Below are 21484 nucleotides of genomic sequence, written 5' to 3'. Positions count from 1 at the left end.
TGCGATCGCGGGTGCGGAGTTTTCGTTGGTGCACCGAGCCTGGTCGTCGAGGCTCGACCGGTGCCCGCCGCCCGGGTCTCCTCGGGGATCGACGGTCGCTGCGTTCCACGTCTGCGCACACATCAAGTGCGCCTACCGGCCGCATCCGGCGTGGCCCCCCGAGAAGGTGCACTTTTCGGCGACAAGGAGGACGACCAGACCGGTGCGACAGCGCACCTGGGCCGGGCGGACGAGGTGTCCCGCTGCGGTGCACGGGGAACGGAATCGCGTGCTAACCAGGCGGCGAGCCCGGCTCATCAGCCTGACGACTCGGCACGGCTCGCCGGGAGCCGACGGCCCAGGCACGATCGGGCCTGCCCGGCGTCAGGCGAAGAGTCCGCTGTAGGCGTTGAGCGCGGGCTGGCCGCCCAGATGCGCGTAGAGCACGGTGGCATCGGCGGGGATGTCGCCCTCCTGCACGAGGTCGATCAGTCCGGCCATCGACTTCCCCTCGTAGACGGGATCGATGATCATGCCCTCCAGGCTGCCGGTGAGTCGCATCGCCGCGAGCGTCGAGTCGACCGGGATGCCGTACTTCTCGCCCGCCCAGCCCGCCCGCACCTCGATCTCCTCGTCGCGCAGCTCGCGGCCGAGCCCGATCAGCTCTGCGGTGGCGCGGGCGATCTTCTCGACCTGGGCCCGCGTCGCGTCGATCTCGGCCGAGGCGTCGATGCCGATCACTCGACGTGGGCGGTCCTGCCCGGCGAACCCGGCGATCATGCCCGCCTGCGTCGAGCCGGTCACGCTGCACACGACGACGGTGTCGAAGAAGACCCCGAGTTCCCGCTCCTGCTGCTGCACCTCGGCGGCCCAGTTCGCGAAACCCAGCCCGCCGAGCCGGTGATCCGAGGCCCCGGCCGGGATCGCGTACGGCGTGCCGCCCTGGTCGCGGATGTCCGCCAGCGCCTGTTCCCAGCTCTCCTTGAACCCGATGCCGAACCCGGCGGTCACGAGTTCGACCTGGGCGCCCATCACCCGCGACAGCAGGATGTTGCCCACCTTGTCGTTCACCGGGTCCGGCCAGTCCACCCAGCTCTCCTGCACCAACCGCGCCTTGAGCCCGAGCCGCGCCGCGACCGCCGCGACCTGGCGGGTGTGGTTGGACTGGATGCCGCCGATCGAGACCAGTGTGTCCGCGCCCTGCGCCAGCGCGTCGGGCACCAGGTACTCGAGTTTGCGGGTCTTGTTGCCGCCGAAGGCCAGCCCGCTGTTGCAGTCCTCGCGCTTGGCCCAGATCCTCGGCCCGCCCAGCCGCTCGGTCAGTCGTTCCAGCGGGTGCACCGGGCTGGGGCCGAACAGCAGCGGATACCGGGGGAAGTCCTCGATGGACATGGCTGACGCTCCTCGGGTCGATGACGGTCTCGTGGGGAACGGGACGGGGACAGGGGAGGGTGCGAGCGGGCTGGCGGCGCCGGGGCTGTTCCCGATGGGAGTTCCTGCGGCGTCGAGGACGAGTGGCGGGTGCTGCCGCCGGACCGCCGTCCGATCGATCGCCGGAGCGGGCAGCAGGCGGCGGCCCGGCTGCGAAGGCGTCGGCTGCGGCGCATCGTGGGCGGCCAGGGCCGTCGTGCCGATCACGACATCGCCGCGTCCTCGCCGTCCTCGTGGGCCGCGAGCAGCGGTTCGAGGGTCTCCCAGTTGTGGCGGGTGGCGGCGGCCGCGCCCTCGACGTCGCCCGAGGCACACAGCTCGATGATCCTGGCGTGCTGGGCGACCGAGCCCCGGCCCGCCAACGAGGAGAACCGCACCCGCTCCACCCGGCGCAGTAGCGGGGTGACCTGGTCGAGCATCGAGCGCAGCGTCTCGTTGGCCGCCGCGATCACCGGGACGGCATGGAACTCGTCGTCGGCGGTCAGTGCGCCGTCGACGTCCTCGGCGCGCAGGGCGTCGGCGAGTCGCTGATTCGCCGCACGCATCAGCGACAGCTCGACGTCGGTCAGCGCGGCCGCCGACTCGCGGACGGCCAGTTCGTGCAGGGCCGCGGCGACCGACTGAGCCTCGCGGGTGGCCCGGACGTCCAGCGGGGCGACGATCGTGTAGCGGCCCGGCTTGGATCGCACGAGTCCGGCCTGCTCCAGCCGGGCCAGCGCCTCCCGGATGGGCGTGCGGCTCACCCCGAGCCAGTCGATCAGCTCGGTGTCCAGCAGACGCTCGCCGGGGGCGAGGGTGCCGTCGACGATCGCGTCGCGGATCGCCCGGTACGCCTCGTCGCGCAGCAGCGATCTCGCCATGACGTGGTGAACCTGGGGTACCGGCATGCGGTATATCGCACACTGCATTTAACTCGGCGTCAAGGAGCCGGGGTCGATGGGCTGCCCGGCGGATGCGCCGCCTGCGGGTGTCTCATCGCGCGTCTCGGGCGTCGGCGACAGACAGCAGGCGGCGCATGCGGTGAGCCCGACGGCATGGCTAGGCCGATCCGACGGCGGTCCGGCAGGGAGCTCCACCGGCGCCGACGGTGCCCGTGACCTCGCGGCAGGCCGCTCACCCGCCGAAGAGCGCCTCGACGGCGTTCAGGGCGATCAGGACCCCGGCGATCCCGACGATCCAGCTCATGGTCTCGTTCCCGTTCTTGGTCATCCAGGCGTTCATCCGTTGCAACAGCGGATCGATCCGCTCGTGGGCGAGGAGCCTGGCGACGACGAGCACGACGGCCGGAAGCACCATGACCAGGCAGTACACGGCGAGGCTGATCGTGATGCCGCCCCAGCCGATACCGGAGGTGACGATCAGCCCGATGGCCGCGAGGTAGGGCAGCATGGTCGCCAGTTCCATGCCTGCGGCGGCAAGGGCGAGCGAGATCAGCGACGGGGCGTGGCCTTCCTCGGTGAGCGCGCGCTCCCGCCAGCGGGTGATACGGCCGGGACCCTTCTCCTGACGGCGCTTGGAGGTCATGCGGAAGCTGAGGATCAGCAGGATGATGCCCGCCGCAAGCTGGACACTGCGCAGGACCGTCTGATCGATGCCCGCGAGGAGCGTGTCGAGCAGGGACAGGGCGGCATCGGCGCCCAGCATGATGAACAGCCCGGCGGCGAAGTAGAAGAGGACGACGGTCCCGAGATAGACGGCGAAGCGGCCGAGCCGGACCCGGCCGGGCGCGAGCAGCAGCCAGATGGGGATGAACAGCGTGCCGATACTGGTGCTGTCGACGAGGGCGAGGCCGATCAGCCCTAAGGCGAGTGCGGTGGTCATGGCGTGCGGGTTCCTTCGGAGAAGACGCGGTCGAGGTGGTTGGTGAGCAGCCGCTGGATGCGGTCGCGGTCGAAGTCGTCACCGGTGGCGAGGTGGTGCACGGCGAGGCCGTCGGTGAACGCCGCCAGCGCGGCGGCCTCGTCGTGCGGATCGCGTCGCTCGTCGAGTTCGCCGATCTCCTGGGCGTGGGCGAAGCCCGCGGCGAGCGCGTCGAGCAACTGCCTGCTGTTGGCCTGGTGGATACGGCGCATCTCGGGATCGATCAGCGTGGTCGGGAGGAAGGCGAGCCAGACCGCCAGCTCGTGCCTGCGGTCCTCGTCCAGCGGCAGCAGCGTGTCCATGACCGAGAGGAGCGTCTCGCGGACCGTCTGCCCGTGGGGCGTCTCTGCGATGCGTTCGAGGGCCCGCGTGCACATGTGCTCGATCCCGAAACGCAGCAGCTCGTCCTTGGACCGGAAGTAGCTCTGCACCAACCCGATCGACACTCCAGCCTCGGCGGCGACGCTCGCCAGCTTCGCCCCGGCGAGCCCGTCTCGGGCGATGACGCGCAGGAGGGCCTCGGCCACCTGCCTGCGTCGAGCTTCGGTGTCTGCGGTTCGTGCCATGGGGTAAAAATAACACGGTATTATTTTTTTGTGCTGGGCGGTTCCCCAGCGCGCGGGTCGTTCCTCCTGCTCATGGGGCGCAGGTCAGGAGGCGACCATGGGGCTGCGCACTGGAGGCGTCGGCAAGGTCCGTCAGATCGGCACTGCCGATCACCGACGGGCGGGTCGTCATGTCCGGCCGACCGGCGCGGCCGGTCTGATGAGACGAAGAGGGCGAAAGCGGCGGGTTAGAGCACGCCCGTTCGGCGGCGGGTCTCGCGCCATGCGCCGGTAGTCGTGATGGCAGACGTCGTCCGGTGCACCGCCCGGCGACCAACGCCGCGCACCCGGCCCCAGGAAACGCCGATGCCCCCGACCCAGCCGGGTCGGGGGCATCGGCACTTCGAAGTCCGCGTCAGCGAAACCGCTGGTCGGAGCTAAGAAGGAAGTTCTCAGACCGCGCGGACCGCGACAGCCTGCGGGCCCTTCGGGCCCTGGTTGATGTCGAACTCGACGCGCTGGTTCTCCTCGAGCGAGCGGTAGCCGTCACCGCTGATCTCCGAGTAGTGCACGAACACGTCAGGGCCGCTCTCCTGAGCGATGAAGCCGAAGCCCTTTTCCGAGTTGAACCATTTGACGGTTCCCTGTGCCATGTCTGCTCCTTCGCAGGGCCAGAACGGGTCCGCACCGTGCGGTTCCCGGGTCGGGTCTCAGACGGCGACTTCTCCAGCTTGGCCTGCAAGAACAGAGACGGCGCGCCCGCAACATCGTTTCCGCGAGCGTGGTGAAACACGAACACAAAGCTGACGACCACCCTGTCCAACCCGATCGACAGCCTATTAGTTCCCCACGACGCCGTAGAGTGTCGCACGTCACGATCATCTCGGCAGCGGCGCGGGCGAAGAACTCGTGAGCCAGCCCCGGCCGGATGCGGGGCGAGGGGGTGACGGCGCAGCTCAGCCGGGGTGTTCGGCCCGGGGCGGATCGATTCCCCTGATCGGGACGGCGACTTCTCCTCGAGCGTGTTCCCCCGGGTGCCTGCGCGGCCACGGCGGGCTCCGGGGTTTCTCGGCGGCAGGCCCTAGACGTCGCCTCGACGCCCAGGGCAGCGCGTCCGCAGGGGCGGTCCGTGCCCTCGGACCCGAGGCCGATCGCCGCGTCCGAACTCGGCGCCGGGCGGCTCGCTCCCTGCCCCCTGCCGCCGCGAACCTGCCGCCGCCCCGAGGCTCAGCCGCGCGCGTGCGGATGAGTCCACGGGTCTGCGGTCGGCTCGGCGCGCGGCTCGCCTACTCAGCTGCGCGCGTGCGGGTAGTCCGGCGACCGTCCTTGGAAGGACAGGATGCCGGGGTTGCGGATGACGCCGTCCCGGATCTCCACCGCCCGCCGCACGGTCTCGTCGGCCTCCCAGGCCGCAGGCCCGGCCAGGATCGTCCGCAGATAGGGCAGGACCGCGTCGCTGATCTCCCAGGTGGCGGAGTTCCACAGATACGAGGGACTGTGGTCCACGCCGTAGTACCGGATGCCGTCGCCCACGGTGAACATCGGCTCGGTGAAGCTCGTCGGCCGCGCGAAGTCGAAGCCCATCCCCTCGTCGCACGAGACGTCGACGATCAGACTCCCCGGCGCGAAGGCGCTCAGATCCTCCCCGACGAGGAAGGTCAGCGGCGAGTCGGTCTGCTGGAGCACGCAGTTGACGATGATGTCGTGCTCGGCCAGGAAGTCCGCCAGCGGCACCCGGACCCCGTCGGTCGCCGCCTGGCTGCCGCGCGGGTCGTCGCCGTCGTGCTCGACGTGCACGATCCGTGCCGAGTGGATCGGCGAGCCGACGGCGGTGACACCGCGATTGGTGAGGACGTCCACGTCGTGCACGCCGTGGGCGTTCAGGGCGGTCACCGCGCCCCTGGCGGTCGCCCCGAAGCCGATGACGACGGCCCGGAGCCTGCGACCGTAGTCGCCGGTGCTGCCGATGATCTCCAGCGCGTGCAGCACCGAGCAGTAGCCCGCCAGTTCGTTGTTCTTGTGGAACACGTGCAGGCCGAACCCGCCGTCGGCCTGCCAGTGGTGCATCGCCTCGAAGGCGATCAGGGTCAGTCCGCCGTCCACCGCGAGCTGCGTGATCTCCTCGTTCTGGACGCAGTGCGGCCAGCCCCAGAGCACCTGGCCGCGTCGCAGCTCGGCGAAGTCGGCGGGCAGCGGCTTGATCTGGAGGATGACGTCGCACTCCGCGAGCAGCTGATCACGGGGCCGAACTCCACCGATGTGCGCGGCCAGCTGCTCGTCGGACACGCCGAACCGGCTGCCGTAGCCCTGTTCCAGGAAGATCCGGTCCCGCAGGCCCGCCTCGATCCGGTCTACGTGCAGTGGATGGATCGGCAGTCTGCGCTCGTTCTCCTTGCGCGACCCCGACATGACTCCGAGACTGAGTTGACTCACGGTGCTCCCTGCTGGTCGATCCCTGGTCTGTGGGGCGGCAGGCCCGACGAACGGTCCGCTGCCTTCGCTCCGCCGCGAGGCGTTGGAAGTCGACGCCTGTCGGCGGGCGCGGGCACCGCTGTCGGCGCCCGTGGGCCCGCCGTGCGTCCCGCACGTCATCTCGGTCGGGATGCTCATCCGAACCGTTCGGTGCCGATCTGATTCCCGGCTCCGCGTGCGGGCGCGTCGAGGCCGGCCTGCCGTCAGGCCCGAAGACGACGGATCGTGCCGTCGAACGGCTCGCCGAGGCCCGCGTACTCGAGTGCATCGTTCGCTCGGCCGCGCTCGACTCGGCGCTCACACACCGGCCTTCCGGCCGTGTCGTGCGTGCTGATCGCGCGTCCGGCGCCTCTCCGACGGGAGGAGCGCCCGGCGGTGCAGGCATGGTGACCGATGGTGTCTCAGGCGCGGGCTCGACGGCCCCGCACACCCGACGGCGACGAGAGCGAGACCGTCTCCGGTGCCCCGTCGATCGATCCGTGATCGGTCTGACCGGCGGGCCGTGAGACGGCGTCGGACCGAATGCCGACGCACGAGATGTCTCGGTGCACTGACCCTACGTCATGCGGGCTGCGGGTTGCGGCCGCCGATGCCGTCGGGTCCGGCGGCGAACGTCCAGGATGCCGTCGCTGTCCGTGCGGACGGGGAGGAACGGGCCCTGCTTGACCGGTGCCGCGAAGCCGAACACGGATCTCAGCATGTCGGCCGAGGCCCGTCGGTCCGGGGCCCAGACGATGGTGTGGTCGAGCACGACGGTCCTGCGACCTTCCTCCATCGGAGATCGATCTCTGCTCGGCCGGACCGGATCGGCTCAACCAGTCCCTGAGGTCAACGGCCCGTCTCGTCCGACGCACGTGATGGAATCCGCGCATGAGTCGTGCCGTGGAGGAGTCCAACCGCCGGATGCTGCGGGTCCGCGACCGGATGGACCTCGCTTACGCACAGCCGTTGGACATCCCCGCGCTGGCTCGGATCGCACACGTCTCCGAGACCCACCTCATCCGCACCTTCCGGGCGACCTTCGGCGAGACGCCGCACCGCTATCTGCAACGCAGGCGGGTCGAGCGCGCCATGGCCCTGTTGCGGGAGAGCGACCGCAGCGTGACCGACGTCTGCCTCGACGTGGGCTTCACCAGTCTCGGCACCTTCAGCCGGACCTTTCGGGACATCGTCGGCGAGTCGCCCACCTTCTACCGGCGTCGGGTCGCCCTGCTCCCGGTGCCGACGTGCTTCGCGAGGTCCTGGCTGCGACCGAGTTCTTTCGGAGAAGCGACCGCCACGCCCGCTGATTAACGTCCTTCTCATGTTCACCGCGATCACTCAGTCCCAGATCTACGTCCTCGACCAGGACGAGGCCCGTACGTTCTACGTGGACGTCCTCGGCCTCGACCTGCACACCGACACCGACCTCGGCTTCATGCGCTGGCTCACCGTCACGGTGCCGAACGAGCCCGGCAGGCAGATCCTGCTGGAGAAGCCCGGTCCGCCGTCGATGGACGAGGCGACCGCCGAGCAGGTGCGGGAGCTGGTCGCCAAGGGCGCGATGGGCGGCTGGCTCATGTTCACCACCGACGACTGCCACGCGACCTACGAGAAGCTGCTCGCCAAGGGCGTCGAGTTCACCGACGAGCCGACCGAACGGCCCTACGGCATCGACTGCGGGCTACGGGACCCGTTCGGCAACCGCATCCGGTTCGGGCAGCTCTTCAGCCAGGGCGGGTGAGGTCCCGAGCGTGGCGGACGGATCAGGGCTGACAGCAGACTGATCCCGCCCTCGCCCGCCGCGCTCAGCCTGCGGAGATCGAGACCTCGGCCTGCATCGCGGTCGGGCGCAACGGCCAGTGGTCGGCCGTGGTGCGGACCTCCTTCGCCCGACCGCGAAGCTGCTCGGCCTCGGCGGGGTCCGCCTCCCGATCGGCCAGCCTGTCCAGATAGTCGGCGAAGCCGGTCGTCTGCGTCCGGTACCAGCCTGCCTGGCGGTCGTGCAGCTCGGCGAGGTCGACGGTGCCGACCTGCTCGGGATGACTCCTGGCGAGTCGCCACGCCAGCCGAGCACACGCCAGGGCGTCGCCGGTGGAGCTGTGGGCGTCCTCCAACCGCACCTGATGATGCTCGCAGAGGGCGCCCAACGTCCGCTTGCCCCTGCGGTAGCGGTCCAGGTGCTTGTCGATGCACATCGGATCGACGACCGGACCGGCGAGCACCAGATCCCGGCCGTGGTGGCGGCGCAGCTCGGCATGCAGCAGCGAGAGATCGAAGCTCGCGTTGAAGACACACAGCGGCGTGGTGGGAGACCAGGCACGGGCCAGGGTCTCGGCGACCTCGGCCACGACCGTCGCGGCGTCCCGACCGTGGGTGCGGGCGTGTTCGGTGCTGATCCCGTGAACCTCGGCGGCCGAGGCCGGGATCTCCACGCCGGGATCGGCCAGCCAGGTCGACACGACCGGTTCAGCGCCGGGAACGATGGCGACGACGGTGGCGGTCACGAGTCTGTCGGTCGCCGTGTCCACCCCCGTCGTCTCCAGATCGAAGGCCGTCAACGGACCGTCGGACCAGGACATGCCGGATCGGATCATGCACCGAAGGTAGCGGATCATCCCGACGGTCCACACAGGGCGGAGCGCAGGCAGTCGGGTGATTCTCGACGGTGTCGCAGCGTGATCAGCGGCTCGACGTGCCGGCGTCTCGATCCCCTGGGCCGGAATCCTCCGGTTCGGACGCGGGGCTGGAGTCGCCGCGCGAAAGGCGAACGGATTGGACTCCCGGCAGCTGCGATCCCGTCGGTGACCGGGCACCGGCGGCAGGGCGTTCGTCGGCGGGATCACCGCCGAGCCGATGGGTGTCCCGCCCGATCTCGCCGCGCAGGCCTGAATCGACGGCGGGGCGGCCGCCCGATCCCGAGGGCCGCGCTCGGCGCACCGGACGGCCACCGCCCGATCACCGTGTCGAGGTACCCGCCCCGCCCGCCGTGGGCTCCGTCGAACCGGGGATCAGGCAGGCGTCGCCCTCGCAGGCCATCGCATCGGAGTCGCCCAGCAGCCGCAGCGGCCCCGGCGCGGCTGAGATGGTCGTCAGGCCGGTCGGGGCCGTTTCGGCCGAGCCCGTGTCCTCCCGCGTCAACTCGACGTCCATGCCCTCACTCACCGCCCGCTCGCACCGTGCGCAGGACCTGGACGAAGGAGTCGGCCTCCTGTGCCCCGGAGACGCCGTACTTGCCGTCGATCACGAAGAACGGCACACCCTGGATGCCGTACTGCCGCGCCAGCTGCACGTCCCGCTCCACGGCGTCCTCGTAGTCGTCACCGGAGAGCACCGCCAGCACCCGATCGCGATCGAGGCCGACCTCGACGGCCAACTCGGCCAGCTCCTCGTCGCGTCCGACGTTGCGGCCCTGCTCGAAGTGGGCACGCAACAGCCGTTCCTTGAGCTCGGACTGTCGTCCCTCCGCCTTGGCATGGTGCAGGAGCCGGTGTGCCTTGCGGGTGTTCGAGTGCCGGACGGCCGCCATGTCCCAGGCGAGTCCCTCGGCTGCGGCGATGTCGGTCACCTGCTGCAACCGCTGCTCGACCTGCGCTGCGGACGTCCCCATCCTGCGCTGGAGGAACTCGACGGTGCTGCCGTCGAAGTCGACCGGGGTGTCCGGGGCGAGTTCGAAGCTGTGGTACTCGACCACCACGTTCTCGCCCGCCTTCGCCACGCCCGTCTCGAAGCGGCGCTTGCCGATGTAGCACCAGGGACAGGCGATGTCGGACCAGATGTCGACCTTGATGGGCTCACTCGGGGGGATGGGCTCACTCATGGACGGTGCGACTCCATTCACGGTGCGCGCGGCTGCGGTTCTGGCCGCGATCGGTCCCGGCGCTGGACCGATCGCGGGCACCCGGCGGGAAGAGCGAGCCTGCCGACGCCTGCATCGCCTCGGTGCACGGGGCGACGCGGCGACCGGCGCCGAACTCGTCGTTCCTCGGGCGGCGGACGCCTGTCACAACGCGGCCGGGCCCGGATTGCTTCCCCGCGCCGGTCGGCGGCCCGACGCGGGGACGGGCGGATCATTCGGCGGGCACGGTGCTCGCCCGACCTCGGCGGACCGGCCTCGAGACGGCGCGCCGTCCTGTCGTGCAGACGTCTCGAGTCCCGGGCTCTCGGCCAGGCCGGGCCGGCCCGCCGCGATCTCCTCCGATCCGGCGGCCCGACCAGCCCGGCCGAGCCGTTCGCGCCCGACGTTGCGACGGACCCGATTCAGCCGACGCGGCTGGTGAACTCCCAGTCGCCGTGATCGACGCGCAGCACCGCGTGGCCCGCCTCCATGCGGAGGAACTCGGCCTCGGGCGTGCTGACGACGTCATCGGCGGACTCGGCGGGCACGTGCACCTCGGCGACGGACCCGACCGGGACGCCGACGCTCAGGCGTAGCCCGGAGCCCGCCCGTTCCCAGGCCACGGCGGCCGTCCCGCGCACCGTGTCGAGCGAGACGCGCGCCCAGTCCACCCCGACTCGCGCGTCCGGCCGCACCACGAAGTCCCGATACCCCGCGTCGCCGGGTCGCAGCCCCGCGACGTTCTCGTAGAGCCACTGCGCCACGGTGCCCTGGAAGTAGTGGTCGCGGGATCGCGAGTCCGCCTCCCACATCTCCCACATCGTGTCGGCGCCGTTGTCGAACCAGTAGCCCCAGCTCGGATAGCTGCGCTGGGTGGCGAGGGCGTGGGCGAGGTCGGCATGCCCGTGCGCGCTGAGCACCGGCAGCAGCACGCTCGTCCCCAGACAGCCGGTGTTGAGGTGGTCGCCTCGGTCGCGGATGTCGGCCGCCAGCGAGGCGACCACCGACGCCTCGGACTCGGGCGGGACCAGCCCGAAGGCCAGCGGCACGGCATTGGAGGCCTGCCGGTATTCGGGGTCGCGGTCGGAGCGGTAGTGGCCCTCGGGGCCGAGGAACGTCGCGTTCAGCGCGGTCCGGCATCGCTCGGCCGTCGCTCGATACCGCGCGGCGGTCTCGTGGTGTCCGAGCAGCTCGCCCAGCTCGGCCGTGTTCAGCAGTGCTCGGCACAGGTACGCCGTCGCGGTCAGCCTGGTGTCCTCCGGCGGGATGCCCGCCTGGTATCCGGGCGGCAGCCAGTCGCCGAGCGCGGTGATCGCCAGGTCGTCGACCAGCCGACCGATCTCCCAGTCCAGGTACCGGACCAGCGGCGCCCAGTGCTGCGCGGCGAGCCGGTCGTCCGCGTACACCCGGTACATCTCCCGCAGCAGGAACGGATAGACCGTCGTCCACTCCGGCGTGGGCGCCAGGTCGGTGAAGCCCCAGCCGCTGCTGGGCACGATCACCGGCACCTGGCCCGCCGCGTCCTGGCTGTCGGCGATGTCGTCGATCCACTTGCCGAGAAAGCGGGACAGGTCGAAGGCGAACAGCATCGTCGGGGCGGCCACCTGGACGTCGCCGGTCCAGCCGTTCTTCTCGAACATGGGCGTGTCGGTGGGCAGGCCGTGGAAGTTGTTCAGCAGCGTTCGGCGCATCGCCCGGTCCAACTGTTCGTAGAACCCTTCGGAGCAGGCGAACCGACTGGTCTCGGGCACGGCACTGTGTACGAGCCTGCCGAGCACCTGCTCGGGGTGGGGCGCCTCGGGCAGCCCGGTCACCTCGACGTAGCGGAAGCCCTTGTAGGAGAACCTCGGCTCCCAGACCTCGGTGCCCGCACCCGCGCAGACGTACTCGTCGAACTGATGCCTGCCCGGCACGAGTCCGTTCGAGCCGATCACCCGCCCGGCATCGTCGAGCTGTTCGCCGTGTTCCAGCCCGATACGGGTGCCCTCGGGCGCGCGGACCGACAGCCGCGTCCAGCCTGCCATCGTGCGACCCATGTCCACGACGTGGACGCCGGGACTCGGCTCGGTGATCGCGGTGGGACGGATGGTCGCGAGCACCTCGATCGGCTCGTGCTGTTGGGCCGACAGCGTGCCCGCTGGTGCCGCCACCACCGCCGGGGCCTGCCAGTCGCCGTCGTCGAAGCCGGGTGACGACCAGTCCCGCTGCGCCAGCCTGGCGTCATAGGTCTCGCCCGCGAACTGGGAGTTCGACACCGTGGGGCCGTCGGTGATCCGCCAGTCGGCGTCGGAGACGACGGTGGTCTGCGTGCCGTCGGCGTGGTCGACGTCGATCCGCACGAGTAGTCGCGGCTCCCCGTGCCACGGCGGGTCGTTCCAGTTCCAGGCGTTGCCCGTGGTCATCCCGAAGAAGCCTCGGCCGAGGGTGACGCCGATGGCGTTGTCACCGGCCCGAAGCAGGTCGGTGACGTCGTGGACCGCGTAGAGCACGGTCTCGGCGTAGTCGGTGAAGCCGGGATCGAGCACCTGGGTGCCGACGCGGCGACCGTTGATCTCGGCCTCGTAGTAGGCGAGGCCGCTGAGGTAGAGCCGGGCGCGGGTGACCGGACTCGGCAGGGCGAACTCGCGGCGCAGCAGCGGCGCGGGCTGTTCGGGACCGCTGACGTCGACCCCGTTGCCCCACGGCCCCGCCCCGTACGCCGCGAGCACCGCCGCGTCGGTCCAGGTTCCGTCGTCGACGTCCGGATCGGGGAAGCCCTCGGGCTCGGTATCGGTGACCCGCCATCCCGGGCCGCTGGTCAGCTCGGCGGTCTGGCCGTCCGCCAGCTCCACCAGCAGCCGCAGCAGCAGGCCCGCCGGATTGACCGACGGCCCCGGCCGGTTGTGGGCGACGACGGCGAGCACCACGCGCCCGCCTGCGGCGCGGACCTCCGCCGTGCAGTCGGCGAGCTGCGCCCGCCGCCAGGTGTCCACCTCCTCCGGGGCGTGCAGCACCTGATCCCCGCTCAGATACAGGGTGAAGTCGTCGTCGGCGGTGGCGACGATCCGGGCGCGCGTGACCTCGGCATCGGCGGGCAGGCGCAGCTCGCCGTGGAACCAGCGTGATCCGGGGGGTGCGGTCTCCTGAGAGGCGTCGGCCGACCAGATCCACGAGGCGCCGTCGAGTTCCAGCGGAGCCTCCGGCGTCGCCGCCCCGACCCACTGCGCCTGCCAGTCCTCGCCGAGCATCGCGGTCTCCCACCAGCGCTCGGCGCTCCAGTCCGATCGGCGGCCCCGGCCGTCCCAGACCCGGACCCGCCAGTGGTACCTGGTGCGGGGGCGCAACGGCTCCCCGGCGTAGTCGACGCCGACCGAGCGATCGGATTCGACGCGGCCGGAGTCCCAGGCGTCGGCGCTCGCCCAGTTCGCCGGGTCGGTGGTGACCTGGACCTGGTAGGCGGACTGCCGCGCGCCGTGGCCGTCGGCTGCGGACACCCAGGACAGTCGTGGCGTCGTGACGTCGGTGCCCAGCAGGGTCTCGGCGTACTCGACGGTCGTGCGCTCGACCCGCAGGCTCCCCGGCCTGCCCCCGGCCGAGCGCCGCTCGTCGTCGTGGTGGCCGTCCTGCGCTTCGGCGGGCACCGAGGAGAGCGACAACGCCGCCACCCCCGCCCCGGTCCCCAGCGCGGACGTGTGCAGGAATCCCCGCCGATTCATGCCTTTGCCCATCGACTTCCTCCAAGATCGTCATTGATTGAGGAGAGAAGGAAGACGGGCCGCGATGACCCGGCTGGCCATGTCCCAGCGCGCCCGTCGATGCAGAGTCCATTTCGGACCGTAACCAGGTCGTCGCTGGATCGGGTGTTTCACGATGTCCGATTCCGGCCGGCCGGAGTCGGCGACTCGACTGGTCGGCGGGCTTCCGGCGTCAGCCTCGAGAGGGTCTGGCTGCGATCTGGGTCGCGGGCGACCGTGCTCTGGTCGGGGGTGGACCCTCGTCGCCCGAACCCGATCGAGATTCGGCGGACTCGAACGCGTGCGGACTCGCAGTCGTGCGGATCTCCGCTGCCGGGCGAGCCGACGCCGACCGCTCGATGCGGCCGCAGCCGCGCGACACCGGCACGCGGACCCACCGCACGGACGAGTGGGCGAGCGGAATCAGGTTGCGCCGAGCGCGGTCGGCCACGAAGATCGCCAGACCGCGACCGTGGACCGTCTCGCGGCGCGTCGGACGACGGGAGCCGCCGCCGGTCCCACGCGGTGCGGCGGGCGAGCAGAAGAGCGGGGTCGGCTCAGTGGACCAGGGTGCCGAGCGGCGCGAGGGCGCTGCGGAAGAACGGACCGAGATCGATCTCCCTCGACTGCGCGCCTGGGTCCGCGAGGACTTCGCCGTCGACCTCACGGTGATCGACCCCGTCACGGCAGGCGCGGACGCGGCTGCGCAGGTGTGGCACGCCGTGGCCTCGGACGGCGCACGGTATGCGGTCAAATGGAGCGGCGGCGGCAGCCCGGCGGGGTTGATCCTCTCGGCGCGGCTCGCGGAGCAGGGGATCGCCGGGGTGGTCGGGCCGGTGCCGACCCGCGCGGGGCGGTGGTGGAGTGACCGCGCGGGGCGCAGGCTGTCCCTGGTCCCGTGGATCTCCCACGAGCCTGCGCTCGGCGGGATGACCCGACGGCAGTGGGTCGTCTATGGGGAACTGCTCGGGCGGACCCACGCCATCGAGGTGGACGAGACCCTGACCGAGGTGCTGCGGCAGGAGGACCATCGGACCCATGAGCAGTATGCGGCCGTGACGCGGGCCGTCGGCCGCAGGCTGGGCGTCGTGGCGGGTGATCACGCGGAGCCGGTGGCGAGGACCGTCGAATCGCCTGCCGCGTCCGGCGGGCCTGATTCCGGCGAGCCTGCGGCCGAGTACGCGGACACCGACTCGGGTCGGGTCCGTCCCGTACCCGAGGCGGGCATCGCCGCCGACCACCGCCGAGACGACCCGCTCGTCCGCGCGCTGGCCGCAGGCTGGCGTGCCTCGGCCGGACTGATCTCGACCCTGCTCGACCAGGCCGACGCCCTGGCTGCGGAGCTGCGCACGCGGTCGACGCCCCGCGTCGTCTGTCACGGCGATCCGCATCTGGGCAACATGCTGGTGGCGGGCGAGGACGAGGTCTGGCTGCTCGACTGGGACGACGCGGTCCTGGCACCCCGCGAGCTGGACCTGCTCTTCGTGCTCGGCGGGGTGCTGCCCTTCGCACAGGTCACGCCGGAGGAGCAGTCCTGGTTCTTCGACGGGTACGGTCCGGTCGAGATCGACCCCGTCCGGCTGGCCTACCACCGCTGCACCAGAGCGCTGGAGGATCTCGCCGTCCCCGCCGCCGAGGTCCTCGACCCCGCCACCAAATTCGACGACGAGCAGCGAGCCGAGGCCGTGGACATCGCGCTGAGCGTGGTGTCGCCGACAGGCCTGGCGACCCTCACCTGTGCCGCGCTGCGCGAACTCGGCCGGGTTGGAGAGAAGGCCCCGGCGCAGGCACCCGACTGAAGCGGAGTGCCCGCCGCGATTCGACCCGGCGGACGGCGGTGATCGCGGAGGGTCTGCCGATGATCGGGGCGGGGGAGTACGGCATCGACGGCTGCGCCCACCGGGCCTACCGCTCGGCCGGAGGTGTCCGCCTCGGCTCGACGATGCCGATACCGGCAGCCCTCGCCCTTCCGGGTTTCCGAGCAGACCGTGACGACCCGGCCCGTCTGCCCGGCCGCCCCGAGCCCGACGACGCGGCGAGCGGCTCGGCTCGTCGCGCCGTGCGGAGGCTCGGCGCCCGCCGTCACAGCTCGTCGGCGGGCGCCGCCGTGGGCTTGAGGCCGGGGTCGGTGGTGGTCTTCGTCGAGAAGTGCGCGGTCTCGCCGGGGCCGAGCAGGACGCTCTCCGGTCCGCACACGCACCGGATCGCAGGCCTGCGCGGGCCGGGCGCGGTGCGGACCGTGACGGTACGGCCGCTCACTCGGATCAGGACCGGCTGATGGTGGTAGCGGATGGTCAGCTCCAGGACGCCCAGCTCGGCGGGCCAGTGCGGATCGAGCCGCAGCATCCCCTCCCGGACCTCGATCCCCGCGAAACACCGTTGCAGCAGGTCGACGCCGCCGACCATCCCCGCGAGGTGGATGCCCTCCTGCGTCGTCCCCTTCTGGGCGTCGTGCAGGTCCGACACGACGGCTCGGTCGAAGAACTCGACGGCCCGTGCCCGGTGACTGCGTGCCAGAACCCAGGCGTGGACCACGGAGCTGAGGGTGGAGCCGTGCGAAGTGCGACGAAGGTAGTAGTCGATGTTCTTCGGTATCTGCTCGCCGGTGAAGTCGTAGCCCAGATCCCCCAAGATGGTGGTCAGCTCCTCGGCCGACAGCAGGTAGAAGAGCATCAGCACGTCGGCCTGTTTGGACGCCTGGAAGTCGTTGGGATTCTTGCCCTCCGCCTCCAGGATTCGGTCCAGCCTGCGAATGTCGGGGTAGCGGCGGCGGTAGCCGTCCCAGTCCAGTTCGGCGAGGTGTTCGTAGCCTTCGAACTGGCTGATCACGCCGTCGTCGTGAAACGGCACGAACAGCTTGCGGGACATGGAGCGCCACTGGTCGATCTCCTGATGCCCCAGCCGCAGCGCCTCGGTCAGCTCCGTGCTGCGCTCGGCGGGCAGCGCAGCGGTGACGACCTCGACCGCGATGCGACACAGCCAGGCCGTCATGATGTTGGTGTAGGCGTGGTTGTCGATCCCCGGACGATCGGTGCCCGGATAGCCGGTGTGGTATTCGTCCGGTCCGACCACGCCGTGGATGACGTACCGGTCCCGTCCGTGGTCGTACTCGGCGAGCGCGGCGAAGAACCGGGTGATCTCCAGGATCATCTCCGCGCCGTAGGAACTGAGGAACTCCTCGTCGCCGGTCGCCTGGTAGTAGTGCCACACGTTGTAGGCGATCGCGATGCCGATGTGGCGTTGCAGATGGGTGTTGTCGCGCAGCCAGTGACCCGACTCCGGGTTCAGATGCACGAACTGGCTCTCCTCCCGGCCGTTGCTGCCGCTCTGCCAGGGATACATCGCGCCGGTCAGCCCGGCGTGCCGGGCGGCGAGGCGCGCCTGGGGAAGCCGTCGGTGGCGATAGAGCAGCAGCGAACGCGTCAGGTTGGGCGTGCGCAACGTGATCGTGGGCAGCACGAAGAGCTCGTCCCAGAAGACGTGTCCCCGGTAGGCCTCGCCGTGCAGTCCGCGTGCCGGGACGCCCACGTCGAGATCGGCGGTGTGCGTCGACAGCGTCTGCGCCAGGTGGAACAGGTTGAGGTTCACCGCCTGTCGGGCGTCGACGTCGGGCGACAGCCCGAAGCGGTAACGCGACCACACCTGATCCCAGGCCATGATGTGCGCGGTCAGCAGTTCCTCGAAGTCCGCGGCGTTCTCAAGGTCGCCGAGGGCCTCCTCCCTCGGTTCGGTGGCGGCGAGGTCGCGTGAGGTGTGCAGCGAGACGATCTTCTCCAGCCGCGTCTGGCCGCCCGGCGTGAGGTCGACGCCCACGTCCTGGGCGATCAGGTCGTCGTGCCGGACCAGCGAGCGCGTCGGTTCGAGGACGTCGCCGTCGCGCCACACGGTGGCGCGGCATGCCTCGGCGACGAGGATGCCGGACTGGCTGGTCCTGGCGTGCAGCAGCACCGTGTCGGGACGCACCTCCTCGGTGTGGTGCTCGACCAGGTGGCGGCCGTTCAACGCCTGATAGCGGGCCACGCCGGAGTTGGTGACCCGGCCGTCGATGCCGCTGCGGAAGGTCAGCCGTCCGGACCAGTCCTCGGCGACGATCGTCGTCTCCAGGGCGGCCAGATGTGGCGAGCCGAGGTGGGCGAAGCGGCGCTGGACCAGCCGGGTCGTCCGGTGCCGCGAGTCCCGGAAGCGGAGTCGGCGCAGCAGCAGGCCGCGTTCCATGTCCAGCTCCTGCTCGTGGTCCAGCAGGTCGACCGAGTCCAGGGCGAACCATGGCCCGTCGTCGATCCGGAAGGTCAGCATCAGCCAGTTCGGCAGGTTGACCATCGACTCGTTCTCGATGTCCCGGCCTTCGATCCGGCTGGTCACGCGGTTGAAACAGCCTGCGATGTAGGTTCCCGGATAGTGCACGTCGTCCGCGACGGCCTCCGGCGCCGCGCCGCGCGTCGCGAAGTACCCGTTCCCGACGACGCACAATGCCTCTCGCCTGCCCTCGTCGGCCGGGTCGAATCCCTCGAAGAGCAGTTCCCACGCCGTCATGGCCGCCGCCTGCCGGTCGCGCTGCCGAGACGGGCCCGGCCCGGGCCTGCCCCCGCCGCCGTCGCCGTCGATCCGTCGACGCCGGATCGGCCCGGTCGCTCTCGGCTGCCGAGGCCGCCCGGCGGCTGGGGCTCGGTGGGCCCGCCTTGCCGATCTTCGGGCCCGGATGCGGCCCGGTCGGCCGCTGGACAGCCGGTGACGGCGAGCCCGTCCAGGTCGGTCACGACGACGTGGGCGCCCGCCTCGCGAAGCCGGGAGCCGTCTCCGGTCCGGTCGACGCCCACCACCAGTGCGAACTCGCCGCGCCTTCCCGCGATCACACCGGTTTCGGCGTCTTCGAGCACGACGGCCCTGGCGGGTGCGACCCCGAGCAGTTCGGCGGCGGCGAGGAAGGTGGCGGGCGCCGGTTTGCCGGGCAGCCCGCGCCGCGCGGCCAGGACGCCGTCGACCCTGGTGTCGAAGAGCCCGCCGATCCCGGCCCTGGCGAGGACCGCCGCGCAGTTGCGACTCGCGGAGACGACGGCGGTGCGAAGACCGCAACCGCGCAGGGTCGTCAGCAGGCGACGGGCATCGGGATAGACGTGCACGCCCTGGGACAGTGCGGCCTGGAAGTGGGCGTCCTTGCGGCGGGCCAGGCCGCGCAGCGTCTCGGGCTCGTCGGCACGGCCGTCCTCGGTCGCACGGCTGCCTTCGCTCTCCGGGCGGTCTTCTGGCAGCCGAATCCCTCGGGACCGCAGGAAGGCCCGGGCCCCGTCCTCTCGCGGCCTGCCGTCCACCTCGCGGAGATAGTCCTGCGTGCTGAACGGCCGGTGGTCCTCACCGGGAGCAGCGGGACGGGCCGTGAGGAAGTCGTCGAACAGTCGTTGCCAGGCGGCGGCGTGCACCCGCGCGGTGTCGGTCACGACGCCGTCCAGGTCGAACAGCGCCGCGTCCACCCGCCGCACGTCGATGCCAGTCATCCGCCGACTCCCCCTCTGCCATGTGGCCGTCCGGCCGACGTCCGTGCCGACCGTCGGGCCGACGTCGGTGGCGGGACCCGGTCGGTTACCCGCCGGGAGAGGAGTTCCCCGTTCGACCTCGGGTAGTCCGACGAGGGCGATCGAGCCGACGGGAAGGCGCACTGTGCGTGCCAAGGTGCCGGGCGAGCAGGGTGAGCAGCGACATCGGCGCTGGTGGCGGCGGGTGGCGTGGTCGAGAGTCGTGACCCTGGGACAGCCCGGTGTGCCCACTCGGCAGGCGTCGGGCCGAGCAGGGAGAGGGCTCCCGAGGGCAGAGACCCTGCCGCGCGGGGCCGTGCCCGCGTCGCCACTGTCCGGTGCCCCGCCGGGCCCGGCGAGACCCGGCGGGGCGAGGGCTTCCCGTGCCGAGCTCGGGCCGCCGTCCGGCCGGGAAAGACCGGCATGGTCGCGGGCGACAATGTCTGATCGGCAGTTGCCGGAAATCGAAACACCTTTTCTGCCGGAAACTTGCTATCGAGATGTTCTCGGAATTCCTGCTCGAGTCCGTGCCGCGCTCGTCATCGGGCGGCAGCTGCCGGTTTCTCGGCGATCGTCGAGTCCGGTCGCGGCCTGCGATCTCGCCGTTCGCGACGCTGTGACCAGGCAGGAAGTGGCCCTGCTGATCGGGTTCCCCGGGCCTGTCTCTGTGTTACCTTCCCACCGCAAGATCATCAAAACTCCTGCGAACCACCGGGCGAGCGAATTCATGACGAACAGACCGGCGCGGTCCTCCACGGCGCTTCGGAGCGATCGAGGCTTCATTCTTCTCATGCTTTCCACTGCGATATCGGCATTGGGCTCTGGCATGTATCTTCCCGCGATCCAGCTTCTTGCCACCGAGATCGCGCAGCACGATCGGGTCGTCGCGGGCGTCCGGGTGGCGATGACTCTGCCTCCGGTGCTGTTCATCCTCCTGGCAGGCGTGGCGGCCGACCGGATGCGCCGTCGCAGGCTGATGATCCTTGCCGACGCGGTCCGGGCGGCGGCCGTCCTGGCCTTCGCCCTCGTGGTCGGCGCCGAGGTCCAGTCGATGTGGTTCGTCCTGCTCGTGGTGATCGTCCTGGGCTCCAGCCAGACCTTCTTCGATAGCTCGGCGCAGGCCCTGCTGCCGCAGCTGGTGCCCAAGGGCGCCCTCGTGCAGGCCAACGGCTGGCTGACGACGGCGCTGACCTTGGGATTCTCGTTCGTCGGGCCCGCGCTGGGCGGGGTGTTGTTCTCCTGGAACCACAGCCTGCCGTTCTTCGTCAACGCGCTGACCTTCGTCGTCTCCGGCTTGTTGATCCTCTGGATTCGATCCTCGACGACCCGGCTCGACGAGCCGCCGGACCGGCGGACACCCCGGTCCGGCGTCGTGGCCGACATTCGAGCAGGCCTCGCCTACACCGCCGGGCACCCGGTGCTGCGCTCGGTGACGCTGCTGGGCATCACCGTGTCGTTCTCGATCGGGATGGTCACCGGGATCTTCGTCCTCTTCGCGACCCGGCACCTGGCGCTCGGGCCGGTGGGCTACGGAGTGCTGCTGGTCAGCGAGTCCCTCGGTGCGCTGCTCGGGAGCCTGGTCGCCCTGCGGCTGCGGGATCGGGTGGGGCGGCGGTCGGTGTTCCGGATCCTGCCGGTCGTCATGGCGCTGACCTACCTGTTGGAGATCTCCACCCGCAGCGTGCCGTTCATCTTCCTCATCATCGTGGTGGGCAATGCGGCGTTCCTGGTCTGGGTGATCACGTCGACCTCCGTTCGTCAGGAGGTCGGGCCGCCGGAGCTGCTGGGCAGGATCACCAGCGTCTATCGGCTCGGCACGCTGGCGGCCACCGGACTGGGGGCGATCATCGGAGGCCTGATCTCGGAGTCCTTCGGTGTCCGGGCGCCGTTCCTGGCCGCCGCCATGCTGCTGCTCGCCATCCCCTGGTTCGTTCCGCTGCGCGTGCCCGCCGCGCCGCCGCCGGGGCCGGGGCCGTCGGAACAGCCGCTGCCGGAACAGTCGCCGGGGCAGCTGCTCTACCCAGGGCCGCCGCTGTCCGGGCCGCCGGTCCCCGAGCAGTCGTTCCCCGGGCAGCCGCCGTCGAAGCACGGTGCGGAGGCGAGCCGGGACATGCTGCCCGGCTGATCGACCCGGTCCGTCCGGTGGCCGACCGATGC

General features: G+C 70.9%; 17 protein-coding genes. 4 read left to right on the top strand and 13 right to left on the bottom strand.

Annotation, left to right across the window (positions count from 1 at the left end):
• Positions 1-363 precede the first annotated feature (363 nt).
• From UA74_RS20515 to UA74_RS20485, 7 genes are all read right to left on the bottom strand, one after another.
• Positions 364-1371 (bottom strand): 1-aminocyclopropane-1-carboxylate deaminase, encoded by a 1008-nt coding sequence (locus tag UA74_RS20515; RefSeq protein ID WP_075765230.1) that lies wholly within the window; start codon positions 1369-1371, stop codon positions 364-366.
• Between the two features lie 242 nt (positions 1372-1613).
• Entirely contained in the window at positions 1614-2297 is a 684-nt protein-coding gene (locus UA74_RS20510) for a GntR family transcriptional regulator (protein WP_075741718.1), read from the bottom strand.
• A gap of 226 nt (positions 2298-2523) precedes the next feature.
• Positions 2524-3231 (bottom strand): GAP family protein, encoded by a 708-nt coding sequence (locus UA74_RS20505; RefSeq protein WP_075741717.1) that lies wholly within the window; start codon positions 3229-3231, stop codon positions 2524-2526.
• A complete protein-coding gene (locus UA74_RS20500) occupies positions 3228-3836 on the bottom strand; it encodes a TetR/AcrR family transcriptional regulator (RefSeq protein WP_075741716.1) in 609 nt (202 codons plus the stop codon). The genes UA74_RS20505 and UA74_RS20500 overlap by 4 nt, the downstream gene beginning before the upstream one ends.
• Before the next feature lie 431 nt (positions 3837-4267).
• On the bottom strand, positions 4268-4468 hold the full coding sequence (locus UA74_RS20495) for a cold-shock protein (RefSeq protein ID WP_075741715.1): 201 nt from the start codon (positions 4466-4468) through the stop codon (positions 4268-4270).
• A 637-nt stretch (positions 4469-5105) separates the two neighbouring features.
• Entirely contained in the window at positions 5106-6248 is a 1143-nt protein-coding gene (locus tag UA74_RS20490; protein ID WP_075741714.1) for a N(5)-(carboxyethyl)ornithine synthase, read from the bottom strand.
• A gap of 595 nt (positions 6249-6843) precedes the next feature.
• Positions 6844-7062 (bottom strand): VOC family protein, encoded by a 219-nt coding sequence (locus tag UA74_RS20485; RefSeq protein ID WP_075741713.1) that lies wholly within the window; start codon positions 7060-7062, stop codon positions 6844-6846.
• A 95-nt stretch (positions 7063-7157) separates the two neighbouring features.
• Between UA74_RS20485 and UA74_RS20480 the strand changes: the two genes are divergently transcribed.
• Together UA74_RS20480 and UA74_RS20475 are read left to right on the top strand one after the other, a co-directional pair.
• Positions 7158-7580 carry a helix-turn-helix domain-containing protein gene (locus tag UA74_RS20480; protein WP_075741712.1) on the top strand — a complete coding sequence of 141 codons (423 nt, stop codon included), beginning with the start codon at positions 7158-7160 and terminating at the stop codon, positions 7578-7580.
• A 10-nt stretch (positions 7581-7590) separates the two neighbouring features.
• Positions 7591-8010: a VOC family protein gene (locus tag UA74_RS20475; RefSeq protein ID WP_075741711.1), complete on the top strand. Its 420-nt coding sequence runs from the start codon at positions 7591-7593 to the stop codon at positions 8008-8010.
• Positions 8011-8074: 64 nt separating this feature from the next.
• On the opposite strand, the gene UA74_RS20470 is transcribed toward UA74_RS20475, so the two are convergent.
• The 4 genes from UA74_RS20470 to UA74_RS20450 all read right to left on the bottom strand — a co-directional run bounded on the left by UA74_RS20470 (position 8075) and on the right by UA74_RS20450 (position 13811).
• Positions 8075-8863 carry an exonuclease domain-containing protein gene (locus tag UA74_RS20470; RefSeq protein WP_075744031.1) on the bottom strand — a complete coding sequence of 263 codons (789 nt, stop codon included), beginning with the start codon at positions 8861-8863 and terminating at the stop codon, positions 8075-8077.
• A 361-nt stretch (positions 8864-9224) separates the two neighbouring features.
• Positions 9225-9431: a hypothetical protein gene (locus tag UA74_RS20465; RefSeq protein WP_075765228.1), complete on the bottom strand. Its 207-nt coding sequence runs from the start codon at positions 9429-9431 to the stop codon at positions 9225-9227.
• Positions 9424-10086, bottom strand: coding sequence for a DsbA family oxidoreductase (locus UA74_RS20460; protein WP_075741709.1), 663 nt, complete (start codon positions 10084-10086; stop codon positions 9424-9426). The genes UA74_RS20465 and UA74_RS20460 overlap by 8 nt, the downstream gene beginning before the upstream one ends.
• 440 nt (positions 10087-10526) lie before the next feature.
• Complete coding sequence (locus tag UA74_RS20450; RefSeq protein WP_075765226.1) at positions 10527-13811, bottom strand: alpha-L-rhamnosidase; 3285 nt, start codon at positions 13809-13811, stop codon at positions 10527-10529.
• Positions 13812-14134: 323 nt separating this feature from the next.
• Here UA74_RS20450 and UA74_RS20445 point away from each other — a divergent pair, with 323 nt between their 5' ends.
• Positions 14135-15616: a phosphotransferase gene (locus UA74_RS20445; protein WP_075741706.1), complete on the top strand. Its 1482-nt coding sequence runs from the start codon at positions 14135-14137 to the stop codon at positions 15614-15616.
• 283 nt (positions 15617-15899) lie between these two features.
• On the opposite strand, the gene UA74_RS20440 is transcribed toward UA74_RS20445, so the two are convergent.
• Positions 15900-18350, bottom strand: coding sequence for a glycoside hydrolase family 65 protein (locus UA74_RS20440; protein ID WP_075741705.1), 2451 nt, complete (start codon positions 18348-18350; stop codon positions 15900-15902).
• Positions 18347-19309 (bottom strand): HAD family hydrolase, encoded by a 963-nt coding sequence (locus UA74_RS20435; protein WP_075765224.1) that lies wholly within the window; start codon positions 19307-19309, stop codon positions 18347-18349. The genes UA74_RS20440 and UA74_RS20435 overlap by 4 nt, the downstream gene beginning before the upstream one ends.
• Here UA74_RS20435 and UA74_RS34195 point away from each other — a divergent pair.
• Positions 19299-21452, top strand: coding sequence for an MFS transporter (locus tag UA74_RS34195; protein WP_083683407.1), 2154 nt, complete (start codon positions 19299-19301; stop codon positions 21450-21452). The genes UA74_RS20435 and UA74_RS34195 overlap by 11 nt on opposite strands.
• The last annotated feature ends 32 nt before the right edge of the window (positions 21453-21484 follow it).

The sequence above is a fragment of the Actinoalloteichus fjordicus genome, assembly GCF_001941625.1.
In the GTDB taxonomy this organism is placed as follows: Bacteria; Actinomycetota; Actinomycetes; order Mycobacteriales; family Pseudonocardiaceae; genus Actinoalloteichus_A; species Actinoalloteichus_A fjordicus.
Note: the sequence above shows the minus strand (reverse complement) of the source record. Positions and strands in the feature narration are given on the sequence as shown.

Coding starts and splice junctions, on each gene's coding strand:
- UA74_RS20475 (WP_075741711.1), top strand. CDS start 7,591: ATGTTCACCGCGATCACTCAGTCCCAGATCTACGTCCTCGACCAGGAC.
- UA74_RS34195 (WP_083683407.1), top strand. CDS start 19,299: ATGCCAGTCATCCGCCGACTCCCCCTCTGCCATGTGGCCGTCCGGCCG.
- UA74_RS20500 (WP_075741716.1), bottom strand. CDS start 3,836: ATGGCACGAACCGCAGACACCGAAGCTCGACGCAGGCAGGTGGCCGAG.
- UA74_RS20470 (WP_075744031.1), bottom strand. CDS start 8,863: ATGATCCGATCCGGCATGTCCTGGTCCGACGGTCCGTTGACGGCCTTC.
- UA74_RS20505 (WP_075741717.1), bottom strand. CDS start 3,231: ATGACCACCGCACTCGCCTTAGGGCTGATCGGCCTCGCCCTCGTCGAC.
- UA74_RS20450 (WP_075765226.1), bottom strand. CDS start 13,811: ATGGGCAAAGGCATGAATCGGCGGGGATTCCTGCACACGTCCGCGCTG.
- UA74_RS20515 (WP_075765230.1), bottom strand. CDS start 1,371: ATGTCCATCGAGGACTTCCCCCGGTATCCGCTGCTGTTCGGCCCCAGC.
- UA74_RS20435 (WP_075765224.1), bottom strand. CDS start 19,309: ATGACTGGCATCGACGTGCGGCGGGTGGACGCGGCGCTGTTCGACCTG.
- UA74_RS20485 (WP_075741713.1), bottom strand. CDS start 7,062: ATGGAGGAAGGTCGCAGGACCGTCGTGCTCGACCACACCATCGTCTGG.
- UA74_RS20510 (WP_075741718.1), bottom strand. CDS start 2,297: ATGCCGGTACCCCAGGTTCACCACGTCATGGCGAGATCGCTGCTGCGC.
- UA74_RS20460 (WP_075741709.1), bottom strand. CDS start 10,086: ATGAGTGAGCCCATCCCCCCGAGTGAGCCCATCAAGGTCGACATCTGG.
- UA74_RS20440 (WP_075741705.1), bottom strand. CDS start 18,350: ATGACGGCGTGGGAACTGCTCTTCGAGGGATTCGACCCGGCCGACGAG.
- UA74_RS20495 (WP_075741715.1), bottom strand. CDS start 4,468: ATGGCACAGGGAACCGTCAAATGGTTCAACTCGGAAAAGGGCTTCGGC.
- UA74_RS20480 (WP_075741712.1), top strand. CDS start 7,158: ATGAGTCGTGCCGTGGAGGAGTCCAACCGCCGGATGCTGCGGGTCCGC.